General features: G+C 59.0%; 23 protein-coding genes and 1 tRNA gene. 4 read left to right on the top strand and 20 right to left on the bottom strand.

Going from position 1 to position 23,296, the window contains the following annotated elements; all coding sequences use genetic code 11:
* Positions 1-7: 7 nt before the first annotated feature.
* Positions 8-745 carry a hypothetical protein gene (locus tag UM93_RS17015; protein WP_157874088.1) on the bottom strand — a complete coding sequence of 246 codons (738 nt, stop codon included), beginning with the start codon at positions 743-745 and terminating at the stop codon, positions 8-10.
* 335 nt (positions 746-1,080) lie between these two features.
* The gene (locus UM93_RS03625; protein WP_157874087.1) at positions 1,081-1,230 is read right to left on the bottom strand and encodes a hypothetical protein; all 150 of its coding nucleotides are present in this window, start codon (positions 1,228-1,230) and stop codon (positions 1,081-1,083) included.
* A gap of 161 nt (positions 1,231-1,391) precedes the next feature.
* Here UM93_RS03625 and UM93_RS03620 point away from each other — a divergent pair, with 161 nt between their 5' ends.
* Positions 1,392-2,255, top strand: coding sequence for a hypothetical protein (locus tag UM93_RS03620; RefSeq protein ID WP_045073707.1), 864 nt, complete (start codon positions 1,392-1,394; stop codon positions 2,253-2,255).
* Between the two features lie 12 nt (positions 2,256-2,267).
* A complete protein-coding gene (locus UM93_RS03615) occupies positions 2,268-2,471 on the top strand; it encodes a hypothetical protein (RefSeq protein ID WP_045073705.1) in 204 nt (67 codons plus the stop codon).
* Between the two features lie 261 nt (positions 2,472-2,732).
* Here UM93_RS03615 and UM93_RS03610 read toward each other — a convergent pair.
* A tRNA-Leu gene (locus tag UM93_RS03610) sits at positions 2,733-2,814 on the bottom strand.
* 53 nt (positions 2,815-2,867) lie between these two features.
* On the opposite strand from UM93_RS03610, the gene UM93_RS03605 reads away from it, so the two are divergent.
* Entirely contained in the window at positions 2,868-3,542 is a 675-nt protein-coding gene (locus tag UM93_RS03605) for an ANTAR domain-containing response regulator (RefSeq protein ID WP_422784947.1), read from the top strand.
* 125 nt (positions 3,543-3,667) lie between these two features.
* Here the strand turns inward: UM93_RS03605 and pyk are convergent, their stop codons facing one another.
* The 11 genes from pyk to hisI form a co-directional block, all read right to left on the bottom strand.
* On the bottom strand, positions 3,668-5,143 hold the full coding sequence (gene pyk / locus UM93_RS03600) for a pyruvate kinase (RefSeq protein WP_045073703.1): 1,476 nt from the start codon (positions 5,141-5,143) through the stop codon (positions 3,668-3,670).
* A gap of 77 nt (positions 5,144-5,220) precedes the next feature.
* The gene (locus UM93_RS03595; RefSeq protein WP_045073701.1) at positions 5,221-6,678 is read right to left on the bottom strand and encodes a glutamate synthase subunit beta; all 1,458 of its coding nucleotides are present in this window, start codon (positions 6,676-6,678) and stop codon (positions 5,221-5,223) included.
* Entirely contained in the window at positions 6,671-11,338 is a 4,668-nt protein-coding gene (gltB, locus tag UM93_RS03590; protein WP_082057006.1) for a glutamate synthase large subunit, read from the bottom strand. The genes UM93_RS03595 and gltB overlap by 8 nt, the downstream gene beginning before the upstream one ends.
* Before the next feature lie 130 nt (positions 11,339-11,468).
* On the bottom strand, positions 11,469-12,773 hold the full coding sequence (gene lgt, locus UM93_RS03585; protein WP_052663593.1) for a prolipoprotein diacylglyceryl transferase: 1,305 nt from the start codon (positions 12,771-12,773) through the stop codon (positions 11,469-11,471).
* Positions 12,770-13,630: a tryptophan synthase subunit alpha gene (trpA, locus tag UM93_RS03580; RefSeq protein WP_045073698.1), complete on the bottom strand. Its 861-nt coding sequence runs from the start codon at positions 13,628-13,630 to the stop codon at positions 12,770-12,772. The genes lgt and trpA overlap by 4 nt, the downstream gene beginning before the upstream one ends.
* On the bottom strand, positions 13,627-14,880 hold the full coding sequence (gene trpB / locus UM93_RS03575; protein WP_045073696.1) for a tryptophan synthase subunit beta: 1,254 nt from the start codon (positions 14,878-14,880) through the stop codon (positions 13,627-13,629). Before trpB ends, trpA begins: the two co-directional genes overlap by 4 nt.
* A gap of 22 nt (positions 14,881-14,902) precedes the next feature.
* Positions 14,903-15,700 carry an indole-3-glycerol phosphate synthase TrpC gene (gene trpC, locus UM93_RS03570; protein WP_045076814.1) on the bottom strand — a complete coding sequence of 266 codons (798 nt, stop codon included), beginning with the start codon at positions 15,698-15,700 and terminating at the stop codon, positions 14,903-14,905.
* A 15-nt stretch (positions 15,701-15,715) separates the two neighbouring features.
* Entirely contained in the window at positions 15,716-15,988 is a 273-nt protein-coding gene (locus UM93_RS03565) for an HGxxPAAW family protein (RefSeq protein ID WP_045073695.1), read from the bottom strand.
* A complete protein-coding gene (locus UM93_RS03560; RefSeq protein WP_045073693.1) occupies positions 15,985-16,635 on the bottom strand; it encodes a Trp biosynthesis-associated membrane protein in 651 nt (216 codons plus the stop codon). The genes UM93_RS03565 and UM93_RS03560 overlap by 4 nt, the downstream gene beginning before the upstream one ends.
* A complete protein-coding gene (locus tag UM93_RS03555) occupies positions 16,622-18,223 on the bottom strand; it encodes an anthranilate synthase component I (RefSeq protein WP_045073691.1) in 1,602 nt (533 codons plus the stop codon). Before UM93_RS03555 ends, UM93_RS03560 begins: the two co-directional genes overlap by 14 nt.
* Positions 18,223-18,612 (bottom strand): phosphoribosyl-AMP cyclohydrolase, encoded by a 390-nt coding sequence (gene hisI, locus UM93_RS03550; RefSeq protein ID WP_045073689.1) that lies wholly within the window; start codon positions 18,610-18,612, stop codon positions 18,223-18,225. Before hisI ends, UM93_RS03555 begins: the two co-directional genes overlap by 1 nt.
* A gap of 143 nt (positions 18,613-18,755) precedes the next feature.
* Between hisI and UM93_RS03545 the strand changes: the two genes are divergently transcribed.
* On the top strand, positions 18,756-19,400 hold the full coding sequence (locus UM93_RS03545) for a TIGR03085 family metal-binding protein (protein ID WP_045073688.1): 645 nt from the start codon (positions 18,756-18,758) through the stop codon (positions 19,398-19,400).
* A gap of 70 nt (positions 19,401-19,470) precedes the next feature.
* Here the strand turns inward: UM93_RS03545 and hisF are convergent, their stop codons facing one another.
* The 6 genes from hisF to ribB all read right to left on the bottom strand — a co-directional run bounded on the left by hisF (position 19,471) and on the right by ribB (position 23,295).
* Positions 19,471-20,250 (bottom strand): imidazole glycerol phosphate synthase subunit HisF, encoded by a 780-nt coding sequence (hisF, locus tag UM93_RS03540; RefSeq protein WP_045073686.1) that lies wholly within the window; start codon positions 20,248-20,250, stop codon positions 19,471-19,473.
* A 12-nt stretch (positions 20,251-20,262) separates the two neighbouring features.
* The gene (hisG, locus tag UM93_RS03535; protein WP_045073685.1) at positions 20,263-21,105 is read right to left on the bottom strand and encodes an ATP phosphoribosyltransferase; all 843 of its coding nucleotides are present in this window, start codon (positions 21,103-21,105) and stop codon (positions 20,263-20,265) included.
* Between the two features lie 61 nt (positions 21,106-21,166).
* Positions 21,167-21,430, bottom strand: a complete 264-nt coding sequence (locus tag UM93_RS03530; RefSeq protein WP_045073683.1) for a phosphoribosyl-ATP diphosphatase — start codon at positions 21,428-21,430, stop codon at positions 21,167-21,169.
* A 112-nt stretch (positions 21,431-21,542) separates the two neighbouring features.
* Entirely contained in the window at positions 21,543-22,004 is a 462-nt protein-coding gene (gene ribH, locus UM93_RS03525) for a 6,7-dimethyl-8-ribityllumazine synthase (RefSeq protein WP_045073682.1), read from the bottom strand.
* Positions 22,001-22,657, bottom strand: coding sequence for a GTP cyclohydrolase II (locus tag UM93_RS03520; protein WP_045073680.1), 657 nt, complete (start codon positions 22,655-22,657; stop codon positions 22,001-22,003). Before UM93_RS03520 ends, ribH begins: the two co-directional genes overlap by 4 nt.
* Positions 22,654-23,295, bottom strand: coding sequence for a 3,4-dihydroxy-2-butanone-4-phosphate synthase (ribB, locus tag UM93_RS03515; protein WP_045073679.1), 642 nt, complete (start codon positions 23,293-23,295; stop codon positions 22,654-22,656). The genes UM93_RS03520 and ribB overlap by 4 nt, the downstream gene beginning before the upstream one ends.
* Position 23,296: the final 1 nt, after the last annotated feature.

The raw sequence follows: 23,296 nt of genomic DNA, 5'->3' as shown, positions 1-23,296 counted from the left end.
CTGATTGTCAGCGCACGTTCGACTTCGGAGGCTGAGCAAGGCGGTCATTCTCAGCGACAATCGAGCCTTGGAAATTCCGCATGGCACGATCTACGCCTATTCCACGATCAGCGGCGAGGGCGAGCGCGATGACGGCTGGAAAGCTGGCGTCATCCGCGGTTAACATCATGGTTCCCCAGGGCGCCCCGTATTCTTTCACGTAAAATCCTTTGGAATCTTCCTCGCGGTACCAGAAGTCGATTGTCTGAGCGTAATACTCGCCGTCGCTCCCCGTTGCTACGAAAAATTGGCCCGGGAACAGTCGCAGTATGGCTGATGCCGACTCAACGAATAAAGTGGCAATATCCACGCCGTCTTCGGCAGCAGAGCGAGATACCCTCCGGTACGAATGCTCCAGCAAGTTCCGGGTCGAATTTACCTTGCCAATGATCCGAGGAGCAACTATGCCCATGGCGACTATGGTCTGAACTTTTTTTGCTGTATTCCAGCGTAGAGATTGGTAACCAAACGTGAAGAGAATCTGATCCATCACGCAAGCAATCGCACGCTTGGCGTTAGTAAAGGCGTTTTGGTCGCTACCGGTCGTTTCATGCAGCAGATCTGTTTCGGCTTGCCGCAAAAAATCATGCGGAGCATTTTCAAAATGATGCACCCTCAGGCTGGAGCCACCCTCCGAGATAACATCCCAGTCCCCTTGATGGACACCAAATTTCAGACAGAGTTCTGTCAATTCAGTTTGAGCCACCTTGCCAGAATACTGAGCATCTAACAAATATCCATGACGATATCAACTTTCCCAGCGACAGCATCCACCCCCTGCTACATCAGACCGAGGGCTTCCTTCGCATCGAAACCAATTTTTTGAATTGATTCGAGCACCAACTAAATGCCTCCAGCAAACCACTAGTTCTATCTTTCTCTTGATTGGAAGTCTTTGCGGATAGCCTACGATGCCCCACCGGCTCAAGAGTCGACATTCTTCCGAATACCTCACGGCTAGCTTGCCTGCTGGCCGTGATTCATGGAAACCCTACGACCCGACCACCGAGTTTGCCTCGAACATCCTGAAGCTGCCTGTCATCATGCATTCAGCAGATTGAGCTGAGCCACAGCGAAGGTTACCCCTACCATCTGGCCCATGGCCTCGATCTCCCTCGCGAAAGCGTCTAAGTCCGCTTCGCCCTTCAACAGGTTGGCGAGTAGCTGGAGCAACAATTGCTGAGTCGACACGATACCCCTGCCACAAAGCATTTGTTGCATAGTTTCCTGAAGTGAGGCGCACTCAGTAATGATTTGTTATCGAAAGTCAAGTTAGGTAATGAAAATCAAGAAAATTGATAAATGAACCTAATCTGAACGAGTCAGATTATTCAACCAAACAGAGGATATCCGTGAGAGAAACATCGCGAAGAATCAGTATTGCTGCCTTAGCAACTATTGCAGTTATCGGCCTAGCCGCGTCTTCTGCCGCACCGGCCTCCGCAAACACTTATACCTGGTATAAAGGGGATACAACTCAAAATCAGGTCTACTCCGAATCATCGAATACCCGAAATCTGCTCCGTGGCGGCGTATCCGTCCAGCTCAATGGCGCCAATGGCAGTGGTTTCTTCCGAACCACTCTTTGGTTAGGCAGCGCCAGCAGCCAAGGTGGAGCGAGCGCTAATCTTAGCGGACCAAGAGGAATCAACCTTGCGAAGTTCCGATGGGAATACCCGGCTGCTCCGAACGCCAATGAACACATTGGCGTGACTTCAATACTACTGGACGTCCCTGGCGGCGGTGGCGGCATGAGCTTAGTCGCCGCAGACACGAATGACACCAACCCTAACGCCTCAAAGCCATCGCTAATTGGCCAATCGGAAGGCACAAAGTTCTGGGAAGTAACCTCAGCTGGCGGTGCAACAACCCTTACAGCAGAATCAGAGGACGGCTTCACGAGTTCATCAACCGCCAGCGCGGCTGAGTTCAACCAGCACGGGCTCACCGTTCGGCTAGACACTCCCAAGACACATGCGCAGGCGGTGCTAGTTCCGCAAGGTTTCGTCACACAAGACAGAACTCTAACCTCGCAGGGATTAACATCAAAACCTAACAACCTATACGTCGATCTTAAGGCTAAGAGTAGAGCAAAAACATCAGTCTTCGACGTGTTGGTCACGCGCACAAGTCAATCCAAAAGCTCAGCACCGTCCACGAACGATAAATTAGGTAGTTCCAAGCAAATAATTCTGTTCGGAACACCGGTGAAATAGATAGGACCACCCATGGCGGATCCCGATCGAAACAACGAGATTGGTCAAAAATACCAGAAACCAATCGATCAAATGCCGGCCACCTCGCAAAATATGATGGCTGGAATATACCGAGACGAGTTGCACAGCAAACCAGCAAAACGTACATGGCCATTCCTAATTTTTCCAGCCATCATTGTGCTTGTAGTCATCGGTATCTATCTGTTCAATAAATAGAGATCCCTAGATCAGGCGTCCCCCCGCCACATTGGCCAAGGCCAGTCGCAGTCTCCCGAGACAATTCAGGCGGCAGCCGGAATTCACACCGAAGTCAACGAAACGACGCTCTCAGACCGCGTCACTGACTTCGAAACAGCCAGGCACAAAAGTGTCGAGGTGGAACTCCTGTCCAATTCCAAGCATCTGGAAACCGTCAACGACAAAGCCGCAGGTCGGAAAGCTCATAATAGAGCTCCTGACCTGCGGCTTTTCCTACTGTGCCCGAGGTGGGACTCGAACCCACACACCTTTCGATACTGCATTTTGAGTGCAGCGCGTCTGCCAATTCCGCCACTCGGGCGAACACAGTACATGTGAAAGTCGTCTCAGACCGGGTCTGCGACGCAGCTTCGCATGCGAGAATCTACTCTACATGCCGATAGGCTATTTCATGAAAGTCAGTCCGCAGTTCAAGGAGCTCATGTGTCAGAAACCCCAGAATCATCAGCCGCTAGCGCTGTCGCCCGGCGCGTCGTAGTGGCTGAAGACGAAACCTTGATCCGTCTGGACATTATCGAAATCCTGCGCGGCGAGGGCTACGACGTGGTCGGTGAAGCCGATAACGGCGAGAAAGCCGTCGAGCTGGCCAGGGAACTGGACCCAGATCTAGTCCTGATGGACGTGAAGATGCCGGTGATGGATGGGATCAGCGCAGCAGAGAAAATCGTCAAGGAACGTATCGCCCCGGTCGTGTTACTCACGGCTTTCAGCCAGAAGGAGCTAGTTGAGCGGGCCCGGGATGCCGGCGCAATGGCCTATGTGGTGAAACCTTTCACCCCGGCCGACCTGATTCCAGCGATCGAGATCGCGCTCTCCCGGCACGAGGAGATCAAAGCGCTGGAGGCCGAAGTAACTGACCTCCAGGACCGTTTTGAGACCCGAAAATTGGTAGAGCGGGCAAAATCCCTGCTGACCACCAAAATGGGCCTCACAGAGCCAGAGGCGTTCCGCTGGATCCAGAAGACCTCGATGGATCGTCGACTCAGCATGAAAGAAGTCGCCGAGACCATCATTAGCCAGGTCAACTAAGAACGGATCAGCCGCACTAAGGCCCGTCCTTAAGCGAAAGAGCCAGCTTGCAACGCGGTCATCGCGTTGCAAGCTGGCTCTTTCACTGAGTTTCTAGGCTGCTGAATTTCTAGGCTGCTGAGTCTCTAGCTCTTGGTCGGCCAGGGTCCGACTTTCTCGCGGTTGCTCCGTCCGGTTGCCGAGAAATCAGCCAAATCCCCCACTTTGTGCACCTTGAGTGAGTTGGTAGAGCCAGCCTGTCCGGGAGGCGAACCAGCAGCGATCACCACCAGGTCATCCAGTTCGACCAGACCCTTCTCCAACAGAGTGTTGTCCACCTGCTCGGTCATCTCGTCGGTGTGCTGCACCATGGGCACCATAATTTGCTGAATACCCCAGGTCAGCGAGAGCTGGTTCCAGACCCGCTCGTCCGGGGTGAAAGCCACTACCGGTTTGATCGGCCGCAACCGAGAGAGTCGCCGCGCAGAGTCACCCGACTGGGTAAAGGCGCAGACGTACTTAGCGTTCAGCTGATCTGCAATCACCACCGCGGCGCGGGTAATCGCGCCGCCGCGAGTCTTCGGATCGGTGCCGAGCGCGGGCACCCGTTCCAGGCCGTGTTCCTCGGTGGATTCGATGATCCGAGCCATCGTGCGCACCGTCTCGATCGGATACTTGCCCACGCTGGTCTCGCCGGAGAGCATCACCGCGTCGGCGCCGTCAAGCACCGCATTGGCGCAGTCAGAAGCCTCGGCCCGGGTAGGTCGCGGATTCTCAATCATTGATTCCAGCACCTGAGTGGCCACAATCACCGGTTTGGCCCAGCGGCGGGCCAATTCGATGGCACGCTTCTGCACAATCGGCACCTCCTCGAGCGGCAATTCAACGCCGAGATCGCCACGGGCGACCATGATGGCGTCAAACGAATCAATAATCTCGGGCAAGTTTTGCACGGCTTGCGGCTTCTCAATCTTCGCAATAACCGGAACTCGGCGGCCTTCTTCGTCCATGATTTCGTGCACCCGACCAATATCAGCTGCGTCACGCACGAAGGACAGCGCCACCAGATCGACGCCGCGTCCCAGTGCCCAGCGCAGATCAGCCTCGTCCTTCTCGCTCAAAGCGGGCACGTTCACTGCCACACCGGGCAGATTAATGCCCTTGTTATTGGAGACCAGACCGCCCACCACGACCTCGGTGACCACTTTCACGTCGTCCACCGCAGTGGCCCGCAACGCGACCTTGCCGTCGTCGATGAGCAGCGAGTCCCCCACTTTAACATCTTCGGTGAGGCTCTTCAGCGTGGTCGAGCAAATCTCTTTGGTGCCGGGCACATCTTCGGTGGTGATGGTGAAAACATCACCGGGAGCCAGTGCGTAGGGGCCGTCAACAAAACGCCCAAGTCGAATCTTCGGCCCTTGCAGATCGGCCATGATCGCGACTGGCTTGGCCAGCTGCGCCGCCGCTTTACGAACATTTTCGTAGGTTTCATTGTGCACGGTGTAATCCCCGTGACTCATGTTCATTCGAGCCACATCAACACCGGCTTCAAGCACGGCCAGGGCCTGCTCAAAACCGGAGATTGCCGGCCCAAATGTTGCAACGATTTTTGCGCGTCTCATATACCTACCCTAGTCTGAGCCTTTTGGGCTCGCGTGTGCTGCGTCTTTCCTACGATGAATCTTGGATGAATCTTTAGTTATAGCGGCGCGATTGCGACGTCGCTCGGGGCCACTGGGGCCGGCAAAATGGTTGACCCGCTGAGGTATTTATCTACCGCAGCCGCAGCCGCCCGGCCCTCGGCAATGGCCCAGACAATGAGCGACTGGCCGCGGCCCGCATCACCGGCGACGAAGACGCCATCGGTACTGGTCATGTAATAGCCGTCCCGAACCACATTGCCCCGGCCATCGAGCTCGGCGTCGAGTTGTTCGCTCAGCGCCACAGTTTCCGGGCCGGTGAAGCCCAGCGAGAGGAAGACCAAATCGGCCGGAATTTCACGTTCGGTACCGGCCTTGGGCAGCCGCTTACCATCAACATACTCGGTTTCCGCGATCTTCAAAGCGGTCAGTACACCGTCCTTGCCGACGAACTCCACGGTGGAAGCTAAGTAGGTCCGCTCACCGCCCTCTTCATGGGCGCTGGCGACCTCGAAGAGAGTCGGGAACATCGGCCATGGCTGGTGCGCCGGACGCTCGGCCGGCGGCTGCATGCCAATAGCCAGCGTGGTCACCGAGGCCGCCTGCTGACGGTGCGCGGTGCCGAGGCAGTCAGCACCGGTATCCCCACCACCGAGGATGATGACGTGCTTGCCCCGGGCGTCAATCTGCTCTGCCACGGTGTCACCGGCCACTACTCGGTTGGCCTGCACGAGGTAGTCCATCGCGAAGTGCACCCCGGAGAGCTCCCGGCCCGGGATCGGCAAATCACGCGGCACGGTGGCTCCGGTGGCAATCAGCACGGTGTCGTAACGGCGACGCAACTGTTCCCAGGAGATGTCTTTACCAATTTCGACACCGGCCCGGAAACGAGTGCCTTCAGCGCGCATCTGCTCAAGCCTACGATCCAGGTGTTCCTTCTCCATCTTGAAGTCCGGAATACCGTAGCGCAGTAGCCCACCAATCCGGTCATCGCGCTCATAGACCGCGACGGTGTGCCCCACCCGGGTAAGCTGTTGCGCGGCAGCTAAGCCCGCTGGACCTGAGCCCACCACGGCCACGGTACGGCCGGTCAGCCGAGCTGGCGGCAACGGCTTTACCCAATCGTTGTCGAAGGCATCGTCAATGATCGACACTTCAACTTGCTTGATCGTGACGGCGGGCTGATTGATACCGAGCACGCAGGAGGACTCGCACGGTGCTGGGCAGAGCCGACCGGTGAACTCCGGGAAGTTATTAGTGGCGTGCAGTCGCTCGATGGCTTCTTCGCCCTTGTCACGGCGAACCAGATCGTTCCACTCCGGAATCAGATTGCCGAGTGGACAACCCTGATGGCAGAACGGCACCCCGCAGTCCATGCAGCGCCCGGCCTGAGATTTGAGTACACCCTTCTCTTGCGCTTCGTAGACTTCTTTCCAGTCCATAATGCGCACCGAGACGGGACGTCGCGGTTGCGTCTGCCGATTTCGAACCTCTAAAAATCCTCGGGGATTAGCCACCAGTCACCTCCAAAATCCGCTTCCAGACCACATCGCTATCCGGGTCGAGACCTTCGGTTGAAGCCTTCTTCCGGGTGTCCAGAACCGCCGCATAGTCCCGGGGCAGCACCTTGGTGAACCGCGCCGTGGTCAGTTCTGGTGAGTCTTCAAGATCGGCGAGTAGTCTGGCCGCCAAGGTTGAGCCGGTCTCCTCCTGATGTTTACGCAACAGTTCGGTGACGAATTCAAAGTCCTCTTGGTCGAGTTCGTGCAGCTGCAGTTCACCCGACTCAAGAGCTTGTTTATTAACCCTGCTATGCCGCAGATCTAAGACATAGGCGACCCCGCCGGACATACCCGCACCAAAGTTACGGCCGGTCCGGCCCAGAATCAATGCTCGCCCACCGGTCATGTACTCACAACCATGATCACCAATTCCCTCGGCCACCGCGGTGGCACCGGAATTGCGCACCAGGAAGCGTTCGCCGACCTGTCCGCGCAGGAAGATCTCGCCGCTAGTAGCTCCGTAGCCGATCACATTTCCGGCAATCACGTTTTCTTCGGCGACGAAGATATTGCTGCGTTCTGGCCGCACAATGATCCGGCCACCGGAAAGTCCCTTCCCCACGTAGTCGTTCGAATCGCCGAACAACCGCAAGGTAATTCCGGCGGGCAGGAAGGCACCCAAGGATTGACCAGCCTGGCCGGTCAGCGTGACGTCGATGGTGTCAGTGCCGAGCACCTCAATCCCGAACTTCTTGGTCACCTCATGCCCCAGCATGGTGCCCACCGAACGATCGGTATTGACCACCGGAACGCTGATCTTGACCGGGCTCCGATCTGCCAGAGCTTCCGCAGCCATGGTGATCAGCTGCTGATCGAAATGCTTGTCCAGTTCATGATGCTGCGGCACCAAATTACGTAGCGGCACATCCGCATCGAAACTCTGATTCTGCAAGATGGGTGCCAAATTCAGGCCATCGGCCTTCCAATGGTCAACCGCTTGCTGAGCGTTCAATGCGTCAACCTGACCAATCGCTTCCTGCAGGCTGCGGAAGCCCAGCTCGGCGAGAATCTCACGGACCTCCTGCGCCAGGAATTCGAAGAAATTGACCACGAACTCGGGCTTGCCAGTGAAGCGGGCACGCAACTCGGGGTTCTGGGTGGCCACCCCCACCGGACAGGTATCCAGATGACAAACCCGCATCATCACACAGCCGGAAACCACCAAGGGTGCGGTGGCAAAGCCATACTCCTCAGCCCCGAGCAACGCCGCAATCACTACATCGCGCCCGGTCTTGAGCTGGCCGTCGACCTGCACCACCACCCGGTCGCGCAAACCGTTCAGAATCAACGTCTGCTGAGTTTCGGCCAGGCCTAGTTCCCAGGGCGCACCGGCATGCTTGAGCGAATTGAGCGGGCTAGCGCCGGTGCCGCCGTCATGACCGGAGACCAGCACAACATCGGCCTTGGACTTAGTCACCCCAGCAGCTACGGTGCCAATGCCAACCTCGGAGACCAGCTTGACGTGCACCCGAGCCGAAGGATTGGCGCGCTTGAGGTCGTAGATGAGCTGCGCCAAATCCTCAATCGAGTAAATATCGTGGTGCGGTGGCGGCGAAATCAACCCGACGCCCGGAGTTGAATGCCGAGTCGAAGCGATCCACGGATACACCTTCTGGGCCATTAGCTGGCCGCCTTCGCCGGGTTTTGCCCCCTGTGCCATCTTGATCTGGATATCTTCGGCGTTGCTCAGGTAGAGCGAGGTAACGCCGAAACGTCCGGAAGCCACCTGCTTAATGGCCGAACGCCGACGCGGGTCGAGCAAACGATCGACGTCCTCGCCACCCTCACCGGTATTGGACTTGCCGCCCAACTGGTTCATCGCAATGGCCAGTGTCTCGTGAGCTTCCTGAGAGATCGAGCCGTAACTCATCGCCCCAGTGGAGAAGCGCTTGACGATTTCGGAGATCGGCTCAACTTCATCGATTGAAATGGCTGGCCGGACCCCAGTTTTGAAATTCAGCAGGCCCCGCAAGGTCATGAGGTTTGCGGACTGGTCGTCGACCGCCTTGGTGTAGTTCTTGAAGATGTCGTAGCGACGCTCACGGGTGGCATGCTGGAGCCTGAAAACAGTATCCGGATTGAAAAGGTGCGGTTCACCCTCCCGACGCCACTGATACTCGCCGCCACCGAGCAAAGGACGGTGTGCTTGTTCCACGCCATCTTCGGGGTAGGCCATGGCATGTCGTGCCGCCACCTCGGCGGCCAAAACTTCGAGCCCGATGCCACCTAGCTGGCTGCGGGTCCCGGAGAAAAATTCGTCGACTAATTCCTGCGAAAGGCCTAGTGCTTCGAAAGTCTGGGCACCACAGTATGAAGCCACGGTGGAGATACCCATTTTGGACATGATCTTGAGTACGCCTTTGCCCAGGCCCTTGATGAGGTTGTAAACACCTTGTTCTGGGGTGACGCCGACGATGTCGTCGCAACGAATCAGTTCCTCGACGCTTTCCATCGCCAAATAGGGGTTGACCGCGGCCGCTCCATAACCGATCAGCAAGGCGACGTGATGCACTTCCCGAACGTCACCGGCCTCAACTACTAACGCGGTCTTGGTCCGGGTGGCGCTACGCAAGAGATGATGATGCACCGCACTGATCAGCAGCAACGACGGAATCGGCGCCCACTGCGCATTGGATTCACGATCCGAAAGCACCAGGTACTGCACGCCCCGGTTAATCGCTCCCGAAACTTGTTCGCAGATCTCGGTCAGCCGAGCCCGCAATGCCGCCTCGCCACCAGCCACCCGGTAGAGGCCGCGAACCTTGATCGCTAAGCGATCGCCGTCGGCCGATTCGATATTGGCAATTTTTGCCAGCTCGTCATTATCGATCACCGGAAAGTCTAAGGACACCTGCGGTTGCCGCACCTCGGTGCTGGCCAGCAAGTTACCGTTCGGTCCGATTGAAGTGCGCAGCGAGGTGACGAGTTCTTCACGGATCGCATCCAGCGGGGGGTTGGTGACCTGCGCGAAGGATTGCACAAAGTAGTCAAAAAGCAGCCGGGGCCGATTGGAGAGCACCGCAATCGGTGTATCGGAACCCATCGCACCAAGCGGCTCGGCGCCGGTCCGCGCCATCGGGCCAAGCAGAATCCGGAGCTCTTCTTGGGTATAACCAAAAGTCCGCTGACGCAGGTTGACCGAAGCCGAGGTGTGCACCACGTGCTCACGCTCGGGCAAATCTTTCAGGCTGATCAGATTGTGTTCCAGCCATTCCGCCCACGGCTCGGCGGCGGCCAACTCGGCCTTGATCTCCTCGTCGGCAACGATCCGACCGGCATCGGTATCTACCAGGAACATTTTGCCCGGTGAGACTCGGCCCTTCTTGACCACCTTAGCGGGCTCGATATCAACCACGCCGACCTCGGAGGCGAAGACCACTAAGCCGTCCTCGGTGATCCAATATCGTCCCGGACGCAGGCCATTGCGGTCCAAAGTGGCACCGACCAGGGAACCATCGCTGAAGGATACTGCGGCTGGCCCGTCCCAGGGTTCCATTAACAATGAGTGGTACTCATAAAAGGCCCGGCGAGCCGGGTCCATGGTGGCATGGTTTTCCCAGGCCTCCGGAATCATCATCATAATGGCGTGAGTGATCGGCCTGCCGGAAAGCCAGAGCAACTCGGCTACTTCGTCGAAGGACGTCGAGTCTGAGGCGCCCGGCGTACAGATTGGAAACAATTCCTCCGGGTTATCCCCCAGTAGCGGGCTGGCCAGCGTTGACTGCCGGGCCCGCATCCAGTTTCGGTTCCCTTTCACGGTATTGATTTCGCCATTGTGAGCGATGGTCCGGAAGGGTTGCGCGAGCGGCCAGGATGGGAAGGTGTTGGTTGAGAAGCGGGAGTGCACAATGCCCAGTTTGGTTTTGAACCGAGCATCGGAAAGGTCCGGGTAGAACGGTTCCAACTGGGCGGTGGTGAGCATGCCCTTATAGACAATGGTGCGGCTCGAGAGCGAAGGGAAGTAGACACCCAGCTTGTTCTGCGCGCGTTTCCGGATCCGGTAAGCACGGGAGTCGAGCGTTATCGGCAGCTCAGCGCTGGCCACTCCGTGGCCTTCCGGTAAGGCCATAAAGAGCTGCATGAATCGCGGCATTGAGGCCCGGGCCATCGAGCCGATCAGCTCTTCCACCACCGGGACCTTACGCCAGCCCAATACTTGGAGTCCCTCTTCCGCGGCCAGTGACTCCAAGCCTTCGATGGCGACTCGAGCTTCACTTTCCTGCACCGGCAAGAAAGCGGTACCGACCACATAACTGCCGGTTTGCGGCAGCTCAAAATCGACAACGGCACGGAAGAATTCGTCCGGAATCTGCGTCAGCAGACCCGCCCCGTCACCAGTGCCTTCGTCTGCGCCCACCGCACCGCGATGTTCTAGGGCTCGTAATGCGGTCAGCGCGGCATCGACGATATCGTGTCCGGCGACACCGCGCAGCGTGGCGATGATGGCTAGACCGCAGGCGTCTTTCTCATCCTCTGGGTGATAGAGACCGTTCGCCGCGGGTAGGCTGGCGAATCGTTCGAAAGGTGACCGGACATCCGTAGCTTGAGGCGCTGAGCTCTGGACGTCAGTGTGCTGAGCCGCGAGCGAATCCGCTGCGGAAGAGTGGTGCGTCATAGCTGAGTCCTTCCCCGTCAGTATGCACACGACCGGTGTCGTGGCGAGGGGGACAACACTGGCCCCGGAGGGCGAGAATTCTCGCCCTGCATGAAGTTATCGTCGCGTGCCGTGGATGCGCCGCAGCGACTCAGGGCTTGTCGGTAGTTCCGCCCTGCGTCTCAGCCTCGGAATCGGTGCTGGTCTGCACCTCCGAAGAGTTATTGGGCAGATTATCATGGGCCGCCTCAATGGTCGCATCCTGAGATGATTTGTCCACATTCTGGACGGGCGGTGCGGCGTTCGACTGCTCTGCCTCCACCGGTTTAACTTCGGCTGGCTCAGCCTCGGTGGTCGTCACGGTTGCTGGATCTATCGAGGTTTTTACCGAACCGGCAGCGGCCGACTCAGTCGCTAGATTTGCCGACTCAGCCTGCGTTGCACTGCCGCCAGCGTCAATGGTTACGGCAGAGCCAGCGGCGCCGACAGAGCCAGCAGGCTCAGCTGCTGCTATTGGCTCGAGCGGTTCCTCAGCGGCTTGCTCACGCTCTGCTTCGCGCCCGGGCAGCATCACCGAGGCGGTGGCGTCGTTCTTACGTCCAACGAAGCTCAGCACCAGGAAGATCAGCAGCGAAACCAGGAAGACCAGGATCGAGGTCCAGACGTTCAATCTGGTGGTAATGCCGAAGAAGGTGATTTGCTCGGCATCGTCAATTCGGAGCGCCTCGATCCAGACCCGGCCGAGCGTGTAGTACATCGCGTAAAGCCAGAACAACCGGCCCCGGCGGAAGTGGAATTTGCGGTCCAGCAGCAGCAGGATCACTACCCCGACCAGGTTCCAGAGGCACTCATAGAGGAAGGTCGGGTGGAAAAGCGTGTCTGCCGCATAACCGGCCGGAAAGTTGGGGCTATTCGGATCTACCTGCAGGCCCCAGGGCAGCGTGGTGGGGCCGCCGAAGAGCTCCTGGTTGAAGTAGTTACCCCAGCGGCCAATTGCCTGGGCCAGCAAGAGCCCGGGCGCGGCTGCGTCAATGAGCGCGGTGACCTTGACCCCGGAGCGACGGCAGCCAATCCAAGCACCGACCACACCCAGTACCACGGCTCCCCAAATACCGAGGCCGCCTTCCCAGATCCGCAGGATCTTCCACGGATCACCGCCGCCACTGTAACCGGGGCCAAAATAAGCGTCCGGGGAGGAAAACACATGGTAGAGACGGCCGCCGATAATGCCGAAGGGAATGGCCCAGATGGCAATGTCCCAGAGCGAGCCCTCCGGCGGGTTACGCCGTTTCCAGCGAACGCTGGTCAGCCAGAGCGCGGCGATAATGCCGAGCAAGATGGCGAGCGCGTAAGCGTGAATGGTCAACGCCCCCCACGGCAAGGGAATAGAGAAACCGGACCAACTGGGGCTCGGAATGCTGGCCGGCATCGCGCTAGCCACCTGTAGGGTGCTCATGATCGCCCTTCTTCGTTCTCCCGGTGCGCTGACGCAGCAGTACCGGCACTCAACTCCTTGACCAGGGTTGCCACCGCCGGGACTCCACCGTCCCGGATCGCGGCAACTAAGGCAGTGCCTACAATAACCCCATCCGCATAGCGAGCGATCTCTTCGACGTGCCCGGCGTGGCTAACTCCGAGGCCCACACAAACCCGCTCCGCACCGGCTCGACGGGTGGCGGCCACTAATGCTTCGGCGCTGGAGGAAACATTCTGGCGTTCGCCGGTGACTCCCATAATTGACACCGCATAAACAAAACCACGGCTCGCGGCTACGGTTCTAGCGAGCCGCTCCGGAGTGGAGGAGGGCGCTACCAAGAACACCCGATCCAGACCGAATTCGTCCGAGGCGGTAAACCACTCTTCGGCTTCGTCGGGGATTAGGTCGGGGGTGATCAGGCCTGCTCCCCCAGCCGCGGCGAGCCGACGCGAGAACTCGCGCACCCCCATCTGCAGCACCGGGTTCCAGTAGGTCATCACCAGCACGGCAGCATCAGTCTCAGCAGTGATACCAGCCACCACGTCAAAGACCTGAGCGACCCGGAAACCATCTGCCAGGGCTGCCGTGGTGGCGGCCTGAATCACCGGCCCGTCCATCACCGGGTCAGAATAGGGAATACCGATTTCAATCAGATCAGCACCGTTGCGTGCCATCGCAATTCCGGCGTCAATGGTGGCCTGCACATCCGGGTAGCCGGCCGGCAGGTAGCCGATCAGGGCTTTCCGGCCTGCCGCCTTCGCCCTGTCGATTGCCGCCGCCGCTTTGCTGAGCGATTGTGCTGCCCCACTCGTGGTGGCTGAGGTGCTGACAGTCATTTCGCGACTCCTAAATCAAGTGTGCCGAGCTTGAACCATTCGGCAGCGGTGCCAACGTCCTTATCGCCGCGGCCAGAAAGATTCACCAAAACCACCAGTTCGCTGGGATCTGCTACCCCTTCGGCCAGCCGCTGACCGATTTTGATCGCTCCGGCCAACGCATGCGCGGACTCAATGGCCGGAATGATGCCTTCGGTGCGGCAAAGCAGCGAGAAGGCGTCCATCGCCTCGGTGTCGGTCACCGGTTCGTAACTGGCTCGACCAATCTCGGCCAGATAGGAATGCTCAGGCCCGACGCCGGGATAATCAAGACCAGCGGAGATTGAATGCGATTCAATGGTCTGGCCGTCCTCGTCCTGCATCAAGAAGGACCGTGCGCCGTGCAGCACGCCCGGACGGCCAAGCGTGATAGTTGCCGCATGTCGGCCAGTTTCCACGCCATCGCCACCAGGCTCGAAACCATAGAGCTTCACCGACTCGTCATCGAGGAAAGCATGGAAAATGCCAATGGCGTTAGAACCGCCGCCAACACAAGCACAAACCGCGTCCGGCAGCTTGCCGGTCTGCGCCAGAACCTGCTCACGGGCTTCCTCGCCGATCACTTCGTGGAAGAAACGCACCATCGCCGGGAACGGGTGGGCTCCGGCCGCTGTACCGAGCAGGTAATGGGTGTTATCGACGTTCGCGACCCAGTCTCGCAACGCTTCGTTAATGGCGTCTTTGAGGGTTTGGGAGCCATTGGTCACCGGGATCACGGTGGCACCGAGCAACTGCATGCGAGCCACGTTCAGAGATTGCCGACGGCAGTCCTCGGCTCCCATGTAAACCACGCATTCCATCCCGAGCAAGGCGGCCGCGGTGGCACTGGCGACTCCGTGCTGGCCGGCCCCGGTCTCGGCGATCAGCCGGGTCTTACCCATTCGCTGCGCGAGCAGGGCTTGGCCGAGCACATTATTGATCTTGTGCGAACCAGTGTGGTTGAGATCTTCGCGCTTCAAGAAAACCCGGACCCCACCAGCGTGCTCGGCGAAGCGGCGCGCCTCGGTGAGTAGCGAAGGCCGTCCGGAGTAGTCCTTGTTCAGCCTTGCTATCTCGGCAAGAAATTCGGGGTCGACCTTGGCTTTCTCAAAGGTGTCCTCGAGCTGGTCCAAAGCCGCAATCAAGGACTCGGGCATCCAGCGCCCGCCGAAGTCCCCGAAATACGGTCCGGTGGCATGCTTGAGCGAAGCAGGCGATGGGTTGCTGACCATGATGAGTCCTTCTAATAGTGTGTCAGTTGGCCTGGGCGGCGACCGCACGGAATTCTGCGATCCGCTCCGCCGGGGTTGAATCGCTGACCAGCGCTTCGCCGACCAGGATTGCGGTGGCACCTTCGGAAGCATAGCGGGCTACGTCGTTGGCGTCGCGCACGCCCGACTCAGCCACCACTACCAAGCCCGCCGGTAGTTCAGCGGCGAGCGGTGCGAAAACATCCCGATCGACGTCGAGGGTTTTCAAGTTACGGACATTCACGCCAATGATCCTGGCACCCACCGCGAGCGCGCGCGCCACTTCTTCAGCGGTGTGGGTTTCCACCAGGGCGTGCATGCCGAGTTCTTCGGTGAGTGCCAGGAAATCGGCAAGCTGTTGATCGCTGAGTGCCGCCACAATGAGCAGCACCAGATCAGCGCCGTGAGCTCTAGCTTCCCAAATTTGGTAAGCATCAACCGTGAAATCTTTGCGCAGCACCGGAATATCGATGGCGGCTCGCACCGCGTCCAGGTCCTCGAGTGTGCCGGAGAATCGACGCTCTTCGGTCAGCACGCTGACCACCGCAGCACCGCCTTCGGCATAGCGCCGAGCCAGCGCGGCCGGATCGGCAATGCTCGCCAGCTCGCCTTTAGAAGGGCTACGTCGTTTGACCTCGGCAATCACCGCGAGTCCTGGCTGCTGCAAAGCCGCTAAGGCATTGAGCGCCGCTGGCTGTTCGAGCACCGCAGTCTTGAGATCCGCTAAGGAAACACTGCGCTGGCGCTCCGCTAAGTCAGCCCTTACCCCTTGGATGATCTGGTCAAGAACCGTTCCGGACATCGCTGAATCAGGCACTTAGTGGCCCGAGTTCTTGACCCTAGAACCGCCAACTCCGAATCCCACCGCACGCAGTACCCAGCCCACGATCAGGCCGATAACCATCACGCCGAGACCGGCCACGAATAACACAGTATTAGCCAACACGAAGGCGATTGAGGAAAGCAAAGCACCCGCCAGCATAATGAAAACGCAGCTCCAGGCTGCCGGGCTATTACCGTGTCCGTCGGCTGCTTGCGGGGCCTGCGCCTGGCTTACAGCTGCTTCGCGATTGACGGTCTCCGGGCTCATGACTTCTCCTGATTGCTGTGGTCTGCTGAACTGTCTTCTATTGTGCCAGATGTTGGGTCCTCACCACGGCTCAGCCGATCCCAACTGTCGATATCGTCGACCGGTTCCGCGCTTTGACTAGCCGGTGTGGTGCGGTAGTTGTCGTACTTCTTGCTGCCCGGCCATTTCCTGCCCAGTACCAAGATGGCGAGCGCGCTGAAGATCAGCAGAACTCCGGCGACCAGGGCGATCCAGATCATTGCGGTCAGGGTGACGCTCAGGGAGATGCCGGTCAGCCCGATTTGGGCGCCCACCGGCCCGGCGGCTGCCGCCTGAGGGTTCAGCAGCACAGTGATCACCGCGATGTCGATCCCGATAGCAGCCAGCAGCACAACGCAGCCAGCCACGATTCGGATTACCCGACCAGAAATCGAAGCGGCCAGGGAACCGGCAATCGCGACCACGGCCAGAGCGGTGACAGCGGTCGCCGCCTTGGACCCCTGAATAGCGATATCTGCCGTCTTCACTGCCCCTTGGTCGGCAGTGCTGTACAGCCAGGTTTGAGTGGTGGTGCCGAAAATAATGATGCTCAAGAGCAGAGCGCTAAGGATCAGCACACTTTTCCGCCGAAAAGCTGGAACCTTGTTAGCTGGCTTAGGTTCCGTCATGCTGAGCCTCCGATGCTGAATCAGTGGTGCTCACGCTGCTCAGATGCTGAGCCAGATAGACCGCCCGTAGCGGCGCAGCCGCCTTATTGACCGATTCCTGCGCTTCGGCAACGTCATCCGAATCCGCCACAATTCCACCGCCGGCTTGCACATAGGCGGTATCCCCCCGAAGCAGCGCGGTACGAATACTGATTGCGGTGTCCATATTTCCGGCGAAATCCAGGTAACCAACCACTCCGCCATAGAGCCCGCGCCGGTGCGGTTCGAGTTCGTCGAGCAGTCGCATCGCCCGGGGTTTGGGTGCTCCAGAAAGAGTGCCCGCCGGGAATGTGGCGGCGAGCGTGTGATAGGCGGTCTTCCCCGGCGCCAGGGTGCCGACCACGGTGGAGACCAGGTGCATGATGTGACTGAACCGCTCCACCTCCATGAACTGAGTGACGTCTACGGTACCGGGCAGGCAGACCTTGGAAATGTCATTACGGGCCAGGTCCACCAGCATCAGGTGTTCGGCGCGTTCCTTCTGATCGGCGAGCAGGTCTTCAGCCAGTGCTTGGTCAGCCTCTACGGTCTTGCCCCGTGGCCGGGAGCCAGCAATCGGGTGCGTGATCACTTCGTCGCCGGTCACCGTAACGAGCGCCTCGGGCGAGGAACCGACAATCGAGTAGTTCTCGCCGTCCGGGTCCACGAAGCTGTAAAGATACATATAGGGGCTCGGGTTCGATGCGCGCAGCAAGCGATAGACGTCAAGCGGATCGGCGGCGTTATGCATTTCGAACCGCCGAGAAATCACCACCTGGAAGACCTCGCCGTCGACGATTGCTTCTTTACCGAGTTTGATTGCGCCGAGGTACTCGGCTTCATCCCAGCTTTCCCGTACCGCGGCACGGTAAGCGTCCGGCGCGGCCACTGCCTCCGCTTCGCTCAGCGCGCTCACCGACGGTTTCAAGGGGGCATTCATGGTCTGCAGCATGACCTGCACCCGTTCAACCGCGTCCTGCCAGGCTTCATCGACCCGTTCGTCGCTGCCATCGAAGTTAATCGCATTAGCGATCAAGAGCACGCTGCCATCGGTATTGTCGTGCACCGCCATATCGCTGACCAGGTTCATCGCCAGTTCAGGCAAGCCAAGGTCATCTTTCGGTGGATTTGGCAGCCGCTCCCAGTGCCTCACTGATTCCCAGCCCAGGAACCCCACCATGCCGGAACTGAACGGCGGCAAACCGGTGAACCGCTCGGTCTGCAACAACTCAACGGTTTTAGCCAGCGCTTCTACCGGGTTGCCGTCTTGCGGAACTCCACTCGGCGGCTCACCAATCCAGAAAGCTTGGCCAGCTTTACTGGTCAACGTGGCCCGGGAGCGCACCCCGATAAAGGAATGCTGCGACCAGACTCCGCCCGGCGCGGCAGACTCCATCAGAAAGGTACCCGGAGCGCCATCAGCCAGCGCCCGATACAGAGCAATGGGAGTATATGAATCCGCCAGCACCCGCAAGGTCACCGGAATGACCCGGTGATTGCGCGCTAGCTCGCGGAATTCCTCGAGGCTAGGGCTAATCTTGCCCAGCGCCACGGTGGATATTTCCTTCATTATTCACTTTCTTGGTCGAGCACGACGGCAGGGATCTGCCGACCATCAAAACAGCTGCGAGTTCCGGTGTGACAGGCCGGGCCGTGTTGATCGACGCGGATCAGCAGGGCATCACCATCACAGTCAAGTGCTACCGATTTCACCAATTGGATATTTCCGGACGTATCGCCTTTACGCCAGTACTCCTGCCTCGACCGGGAGTAGAAGGTGACCCGGCCGGTACTCAAGGTCCGTCGCAGTGCCTCATCGTCCATCCAGCCGAGCATTAGCACTTGCTGGCTGTCATATTGCTGCACCACGGCCGCAACTAGGCCTGCTGAATCACGTTTCAACCGCTCAGCTATCTCAGCGGGCAGCGATTGTTCATCGGGGTTTCTTAGGGTGGGCATCCTAACAAGTCTATGGCCTAGCTCTGGCGCTGAGGAATCCGCTCGACGGCGCAGGGTCGAGATCTCCACGGAGAGTCTGCAGATGAAGAATTTCGGCGGTTCGGAGCACTCCTTTAAGGCCAGAACATGCTAATTTCGAAGTGATGCATTTCGTAGATCCGTCCCGTGAAGTCCTGGCCGAAACATTGCTTGCAGCCGGCCCAGGTGCGGATACCCTATGCTCCGGTTGGCGCACTCAGGAACTCGCCGCGCATCTCTATCTGCGAGAGCGCAATGCCGGGGTCGGGCTGGGCCTTATCCTCCGAGCTTTCGCTCGCGCCTCGGATTCCACCACCCGCAAGGTAGCCGCAAAGGCTTCCACTCCGGAGAGCTATACGAAACTGGTGGAACAATTCCGTTCCGGCCCGCCTGCGCTTTCCCCGATGAGAATTAAGGCGGTCGACGAGAGTGCCAATCTGATCGAATACTTTGTGCACACCGAAGATGTCCGGCGCGCCTCTGACCGCTGGGCACCGCGCGCCCTGGATGAGGAATATTCGCAAGCTCTCTGGGATGAACTGATCAAACGAGCCGCACTGCTTTACCGCGGCGTCGATCTGGGTATTGTGCTGGTACAGCCCTCCGGGCCACGGCATGTGGCGAAGCGAGCGCCGGTGTCGGTCGCCATTGTGGGCGCCCCCGGCGAGTTATTAATGCACGCTTTCGGCCGGACAGACCATGCTTTGGTCACCTTTGAAGGGCAGCAAGACGCTGTGGCATTGCTCAAATCAGCGGAAATCGGGCTCTAGAAAACACAGTTGGCGCTCGCCCAGCAAGTGACTCTCCACCGGCTAGGTTATTTTCTAGCTAAGTTGCCTTCTAGCGAACCTCGTAGCCTGCCGCTCGGATGGCCGCCTTAACCTCGGAGATCGCGTTGACCGGGCCGAAGTGAAAGATTGACGCCGCCAGCACCGCATCCGCACCCGCAATCACCGCTGCGGGGAAATGCTCAGGCTTGCCTGCTCCGCCGGAGGCGATCAGCGGCACGGTCACTGCGGCCCGCACTGCCCGGATCATTTCCAGGTCGAAGCCGTCCTGGGTACCATCAGCGTCAATGGAATTGAGCAGGATCTCGCCCACTCCCCGATCCGCTGCCTGCTTTGCCCAGGCGACCGCGTCAATGCCGGTGCCGCGCCGCCCACCGTGCGTGGTGACCTCGAAGCCGGAGGGAATCTCGGCATTAGCGCCGCCTTCAATTCGCTTCGCGTCCAACGAGAGCACTAATACCTGCGAGCCGAAGTGCCGGGTGATCTCGTCAATCACTTCGGGTCTACTGACCGCCGCGGTGTTGATTGAGGCTTTATCGGCTCCGGTGCGTAGCAATCGGTCGACGTCGGCCACTTCACGTACCCCGCCGCCGACGGTCAGCGGGATAAAGACTTCCTCCGCGGTGCGGGCGACCACGTCGAAGGTGGTTTCGCGGTTCCCTGAGCTTGCGGTGACATCGAGGAAGGTCAGTTCATCGGCGCCAGCCAAATCGTAGCGATGCGCCAACTCAACCGGATCCCCCGCATCCCGCAAATCAGCGAAATTGACCCCCTTGACCACGCGTCCGGCGTCAACGTCCAGGCACGGAATGACTCTAATCGCCACGCTCATTGCTTCACGTCCTCAAATCCGGGCAGCGTGAATAGAGGTGACCAGGATCGCTCTTGCGCCCAGCTCGTAAAGCGCGTCCATCACTCGGTTGGTATCTTTCTTGAGCACCATGGAACGCACAGCCACCCACTCGGAGTTCTGCAGCGGGGAGACCGTGGGCGACTCCAAACCCGGGGTGAGTTTACCGGCCGCTTCGACCAGCTCGGCTCGAATGTCGTAGTCCATCAAGACATATTGCCGGGCCACTAGCACGCCTTGCAGACGGCGGATCAGCACATCGAGACCGGCCGGCTGTTGGCCAGCTCTGCCAATCAACACCGCTTCGGAACGCAGGATCGGGTCACCGAAAATTTCCATCCCGGCGGCACGCAAGGTATTGCCGGTCTCCACCACATCGGCAATCGCGTCGGCGACGCCTAGCCGCACGGAAGATTCGACCGCGCCGTCCAAGCGGACCACCTTGGCGTCAATTTCACGCTCTGCCAAGTAGCGGCGCAGCAGCCCGTCGTAGCTAGTAGCCAGCCGTTTACCATTCAAATCGGTTGCCGAGTTGAAGTCCCCGATTGGGCCGGCGAAACGAAAAGTAGAGGCTGCAAAGCCGAGCTGCAGTAGCTCATCAGCTTCGACATCGGCGTCAAGTAGTAAGTCGCGGCCGGTGATTCCGACGTCGAGCGTGCCTGCCCCGACGTAGACAGCGATATCGCGGGGGCGAAGGTAGAAGAATTCAATCTCGTTATCGGCATCCACCAGGACGAGTTCCCGGCTGTCTCGGCGTTGCCGGTAACCGGCTTCGGAGAGCATTACGGCTGCTGATTCGGACAGGGATCCCTTGTTTGGGACGGCTACACGGAGCATAAGAGGTCTTTCAGTTTGCTGGGTCAAAGGGCATTAGAGCCACCAGCTGAGCAGCTGGTGGCTATAGATGCTCGTAAACGTCCTGCAGGCTGAGCCCTTTAGCCACCATCAGAACCTGAACGTGGTACAACAACTGGGAAATTTCCTCGGCGGTTTCGCGATCACTCTGATACTCGGCGGCCATCCACACCTCGGCTGCTTCTTCCACAATTTTCTTGCCGATGCTGTGCACACCGGAGTCCAGTTCGGCGACCGTTTTGGACCCCTCGGGGCGTTGCACTGCCTTTTCGCCCAATTCGACGAAGAGGCTTTCGAAAGATTTCACAGCAACACTCTATCGTTTCTGCCGCTCAGCTTCGCCTCGAACGGTGATTCCCATCGGTTAGTAGCGTCACATTGCTGCTAACCGGACGCCCAATGCACTAGCTCGGCGGCGGTCAGCTGAGCAGCAGTGCGGTCTGCAGCGCAGCCTGAGTCGCTTCAAAGCCTTTGTCTTCGCTCGATCCGGGCAGACCGGCGCGGTCAATCGCCTGTTCCTCGTTGTCACAGGTCAGCACGCCGAAGCCGACCGGCACCCCGGTGCGTACGCTGACCTCGGTCAGCCCGAGGGTGGCAGCCTGGCAAACGTAATCGAAATGTGGTGTGCCGCCACGAATCACCACGCCCAGGGCAACCACGGCGTCGTAGTCCGCGGCTAGTCGAGCTGCAGCAACCGGCAGTTCAAAACTGCCCGGTACTCTCAACACCTTGGGATTGACGACCCCGGCAGCAGTTGCTGCGCGCAAGGCGCCCTTGAGCAGCCCATCCATCACTTCCTGATGCCAGGAAGCGGCCACAATGGCTAGGCAGAGCTTGCTAGCGTCCAGCTCAACATTCTGCGGTGCGCCTGCCCCGCTCATGCTAACTTTCCTTTGTTTGAGCTCTGGGAGCTGACGTCTAGGGTGAGCTGGTGATTCATTTTGTCTCGTTTGGTCTGCAAATAACGCAAGTTCTCAGCCCGCGAAGGCACTTCGGCATGCCGGGTTTCGGCCACGTCAATGCCCAGGGCGCGCAAGCGCTCGGCTTTCACCGGATTATTCGAAAGCAGGCTGATCTTTTCGAGGCCAAGAGCCTGCAGAATTGCTGCCGCAGCCCCGTAGGACCGCGCATCCACCGGCAGCCCCAATTGCTCATTAGCTTCCACCGTGTCCGCGCCGGCCTCCTGCAGCGCATAGGCGCGCAGCTTATTCGACAGTCCGATGCCACGGCCTTCCTGACCGCGCAGGTAAACCACCACCCCACCGTGCTGCTGTACTTGAGCCAGGGCGTAATCCAGCTGCTCGCCGCAATCACAACGATAAGAGCCGAAGACATCGCCGGTGAGGCACTCCGAATGAACCCGAACCAAGGGCAGGCTGCCCGCTGGCACCGGCACCGAAACAGAAAGATGTTCGATCCCGGAGAGAGTTTCGTGCCAGGCCTGAGTTTGGAAAATCCCGTGAGCGGTCGGTAGTTGCACCACCGGGCCGCCGGTTAATTCGACGACCGGGTCGGTGGGGATCGGGGTACTCATCGCGCCGCCTCCAAAGCTTGCTCCATCTCGTGTTTCTCCAGGTACTTCACCAGATCAGCGATTGACACCATCGGGCAACCATGGCTGGTAGCAAATACCCGCAATTCGTCCCGACGCATCATCTCACCATCATCTCGCACAACTTCGCTGATCACACCGACCGGTTCGCAGCCAGCCAAACGGGCCAGTTCAATCGCGGCTTCGGTGTGTCCCGGCCGTTGCCTAACTCCTCCTGCAACAGCCCGTAGCGGGAAAATATGCCCTGGTCGACTAAAATTTTCTGCCTGTTTAGTTGGATCGGCCAGGTATTTCGCTGTCACGGCACGATCGCTCGCGCTGATGCCGGTGCTGGTCACGCCACGGGCATCGCAACTGACAGTGTAAGCGGTGCCTTTGGCATCTTGATTGGATTGCGTCATAGCGGGTAACTCCAAGGCCTCGGCTCGCTCAGCGGTGAGCGGCACACAAATCACCCCTGAGCTGTAGCGGATCGTCCAACCCATCAGTTCTGGCGTGCTGTGCTGCGCGGCAAAAACAATATCGCCTTCATTTTCCCGGTCTTCATCATCAAGCACAATCACCGCCGCACCCCGTGCAATGGCGATCACTGCCTGCTCAATCGGGTCGAAAATACCCATC

Source organism: Psychromicrobium lacuslunae (assembly GCF_000950575.1).
Classification (GTDB): Bacteria; Actinomycetota; Actinomycetes; order Actinomycetales; family Micrococcaceae; genus Renibacterium; species Renibacterium lacuslunae.
Note: the sequence above shows the minus strand (reverse complement) of the source record. Positions and strands in the feature narration are given on the sequence as shown.

Bases quoted from the DNA above. Each gene is read 5' to 3' on its own strand.
- UM93_RS03615 (WP_045073705.1), top strand. From the start codon at position 2,268: ATGGCGGATCCCGATCGAAACAACGAGATTGGTCAAAAATACCAGAAA.
- UM93_RS03605 (WP_422784947.1), top strand. From the start codon at position 2,868: ATGCGAGAATCTACTCTACATGCCGATAGGCTATTTCATGAAAGTCAG.
- pyk (WP_045073703.1), bottom strand. From the start codon at position 5,143: ATGAGACGCGCAAAAATCGTTGCAACATTTGGGCCGGCAATCTCCGGT.
- gltB (WP_082057006.1), bottom strand. From the start codon at position 11,338: ATGACGCACCACTCTTCCGCAGCGGATTCGCTCGCGGCTCAGCACACT.
- lgt (WP_052663593.1), bottom strand. From the start codon at position 12,773: ATGAGCACCCTACAGGTGGCTAGCGCGATGCCGGCCAGCATTCCGAGC.
- trpA (WP_045073698.1), bottom strand. From the start codon at position 13,630: ATGACTGTCAGCACCTCAGCCACCACGAGTGGGGCAGCACAATCGCTC.
- trpB (WP_045073696.1), bottom strand. From the start codon at position 14,880: ATGGTCAGCAACCCATCGCCTGCTTCGCTCAAGCATGCCACCGGACCG.
- trpC (WP_045076814.1), bottom strand. From the start codon at position 15,700: ATGTCCGGAACGGTTCTTGACCAGATCATCCAAGGGGTAAGGGCTGAC.
- UM93_RS03565 (WP_045073695.1), bottom strand. From the start codon at position 15,988: ATGAGCCCGGAGACCGTCAATCGCGAAGCAGCTGTAAGCCAGGCGCAG.
- UM93_RS03560 (WP_045073693.1), bottom strand. From the start codon at position 16,635: ATGACGGAACCTAAGCCAGCTAACAAGGTTCCAGCTTTTCGGCGGAAA.
- UM93_RS03555 (WP_045073691.1), bottom strand. From the start codon at position 18,223: ATGAAGGAAATATCCACCGTGGCGCTGGGCAAGATTAGCCCTAGCCTC.
- hisI (WP_045073689.1), bottom strand. From the start codon at position 18,612: ATGCCCACCCTAAGAAACCCCGATGAACAATCGCTGCCCGCTGAGATA.
- UM93_RS03545 (WP_045073688.1), top strand. From the start codon at position 18,756: ATGCATTTCGTAGATCCGTCCCGTGAAGTCCTGGCCGAAACATTGCTT.
- hisF (WP_045073686.1), bottom strand. From the start codon at position 20,250: ATGAGCGTGGCGATTAGAGTCATTCCGTGCCTGGACGTTGACGCCGGA.
- hisG (WP_045073685.1), bottom strand. From the start codon at position 21,105: ATGCTCCGTGTAGCCGTCCCAAACAAGGGATCCCTGTCCGAATCAGCA.
- ribH (WP_045073682.1), bottom strand. From the start codon at position 22,004: ATGAGCGGGGCAGGCGCACCGCAGAATGTTGAGCTGGACGCTAGCAAG.
- UM93_RS03520 (WP_045073680.1), bottom strand. From the start codon at position 22,657: ATGAGTACCCCGATCCCCACCGACCCGGTCGTCGAATTAACCGGCGGC.
- ribB (WP_045073679.1), bottom strand. From the start codon at position 23,295: ATGGGTATTTTCGACCCGATTGAGCAGGCAGTGATCGCCATTGCACGG.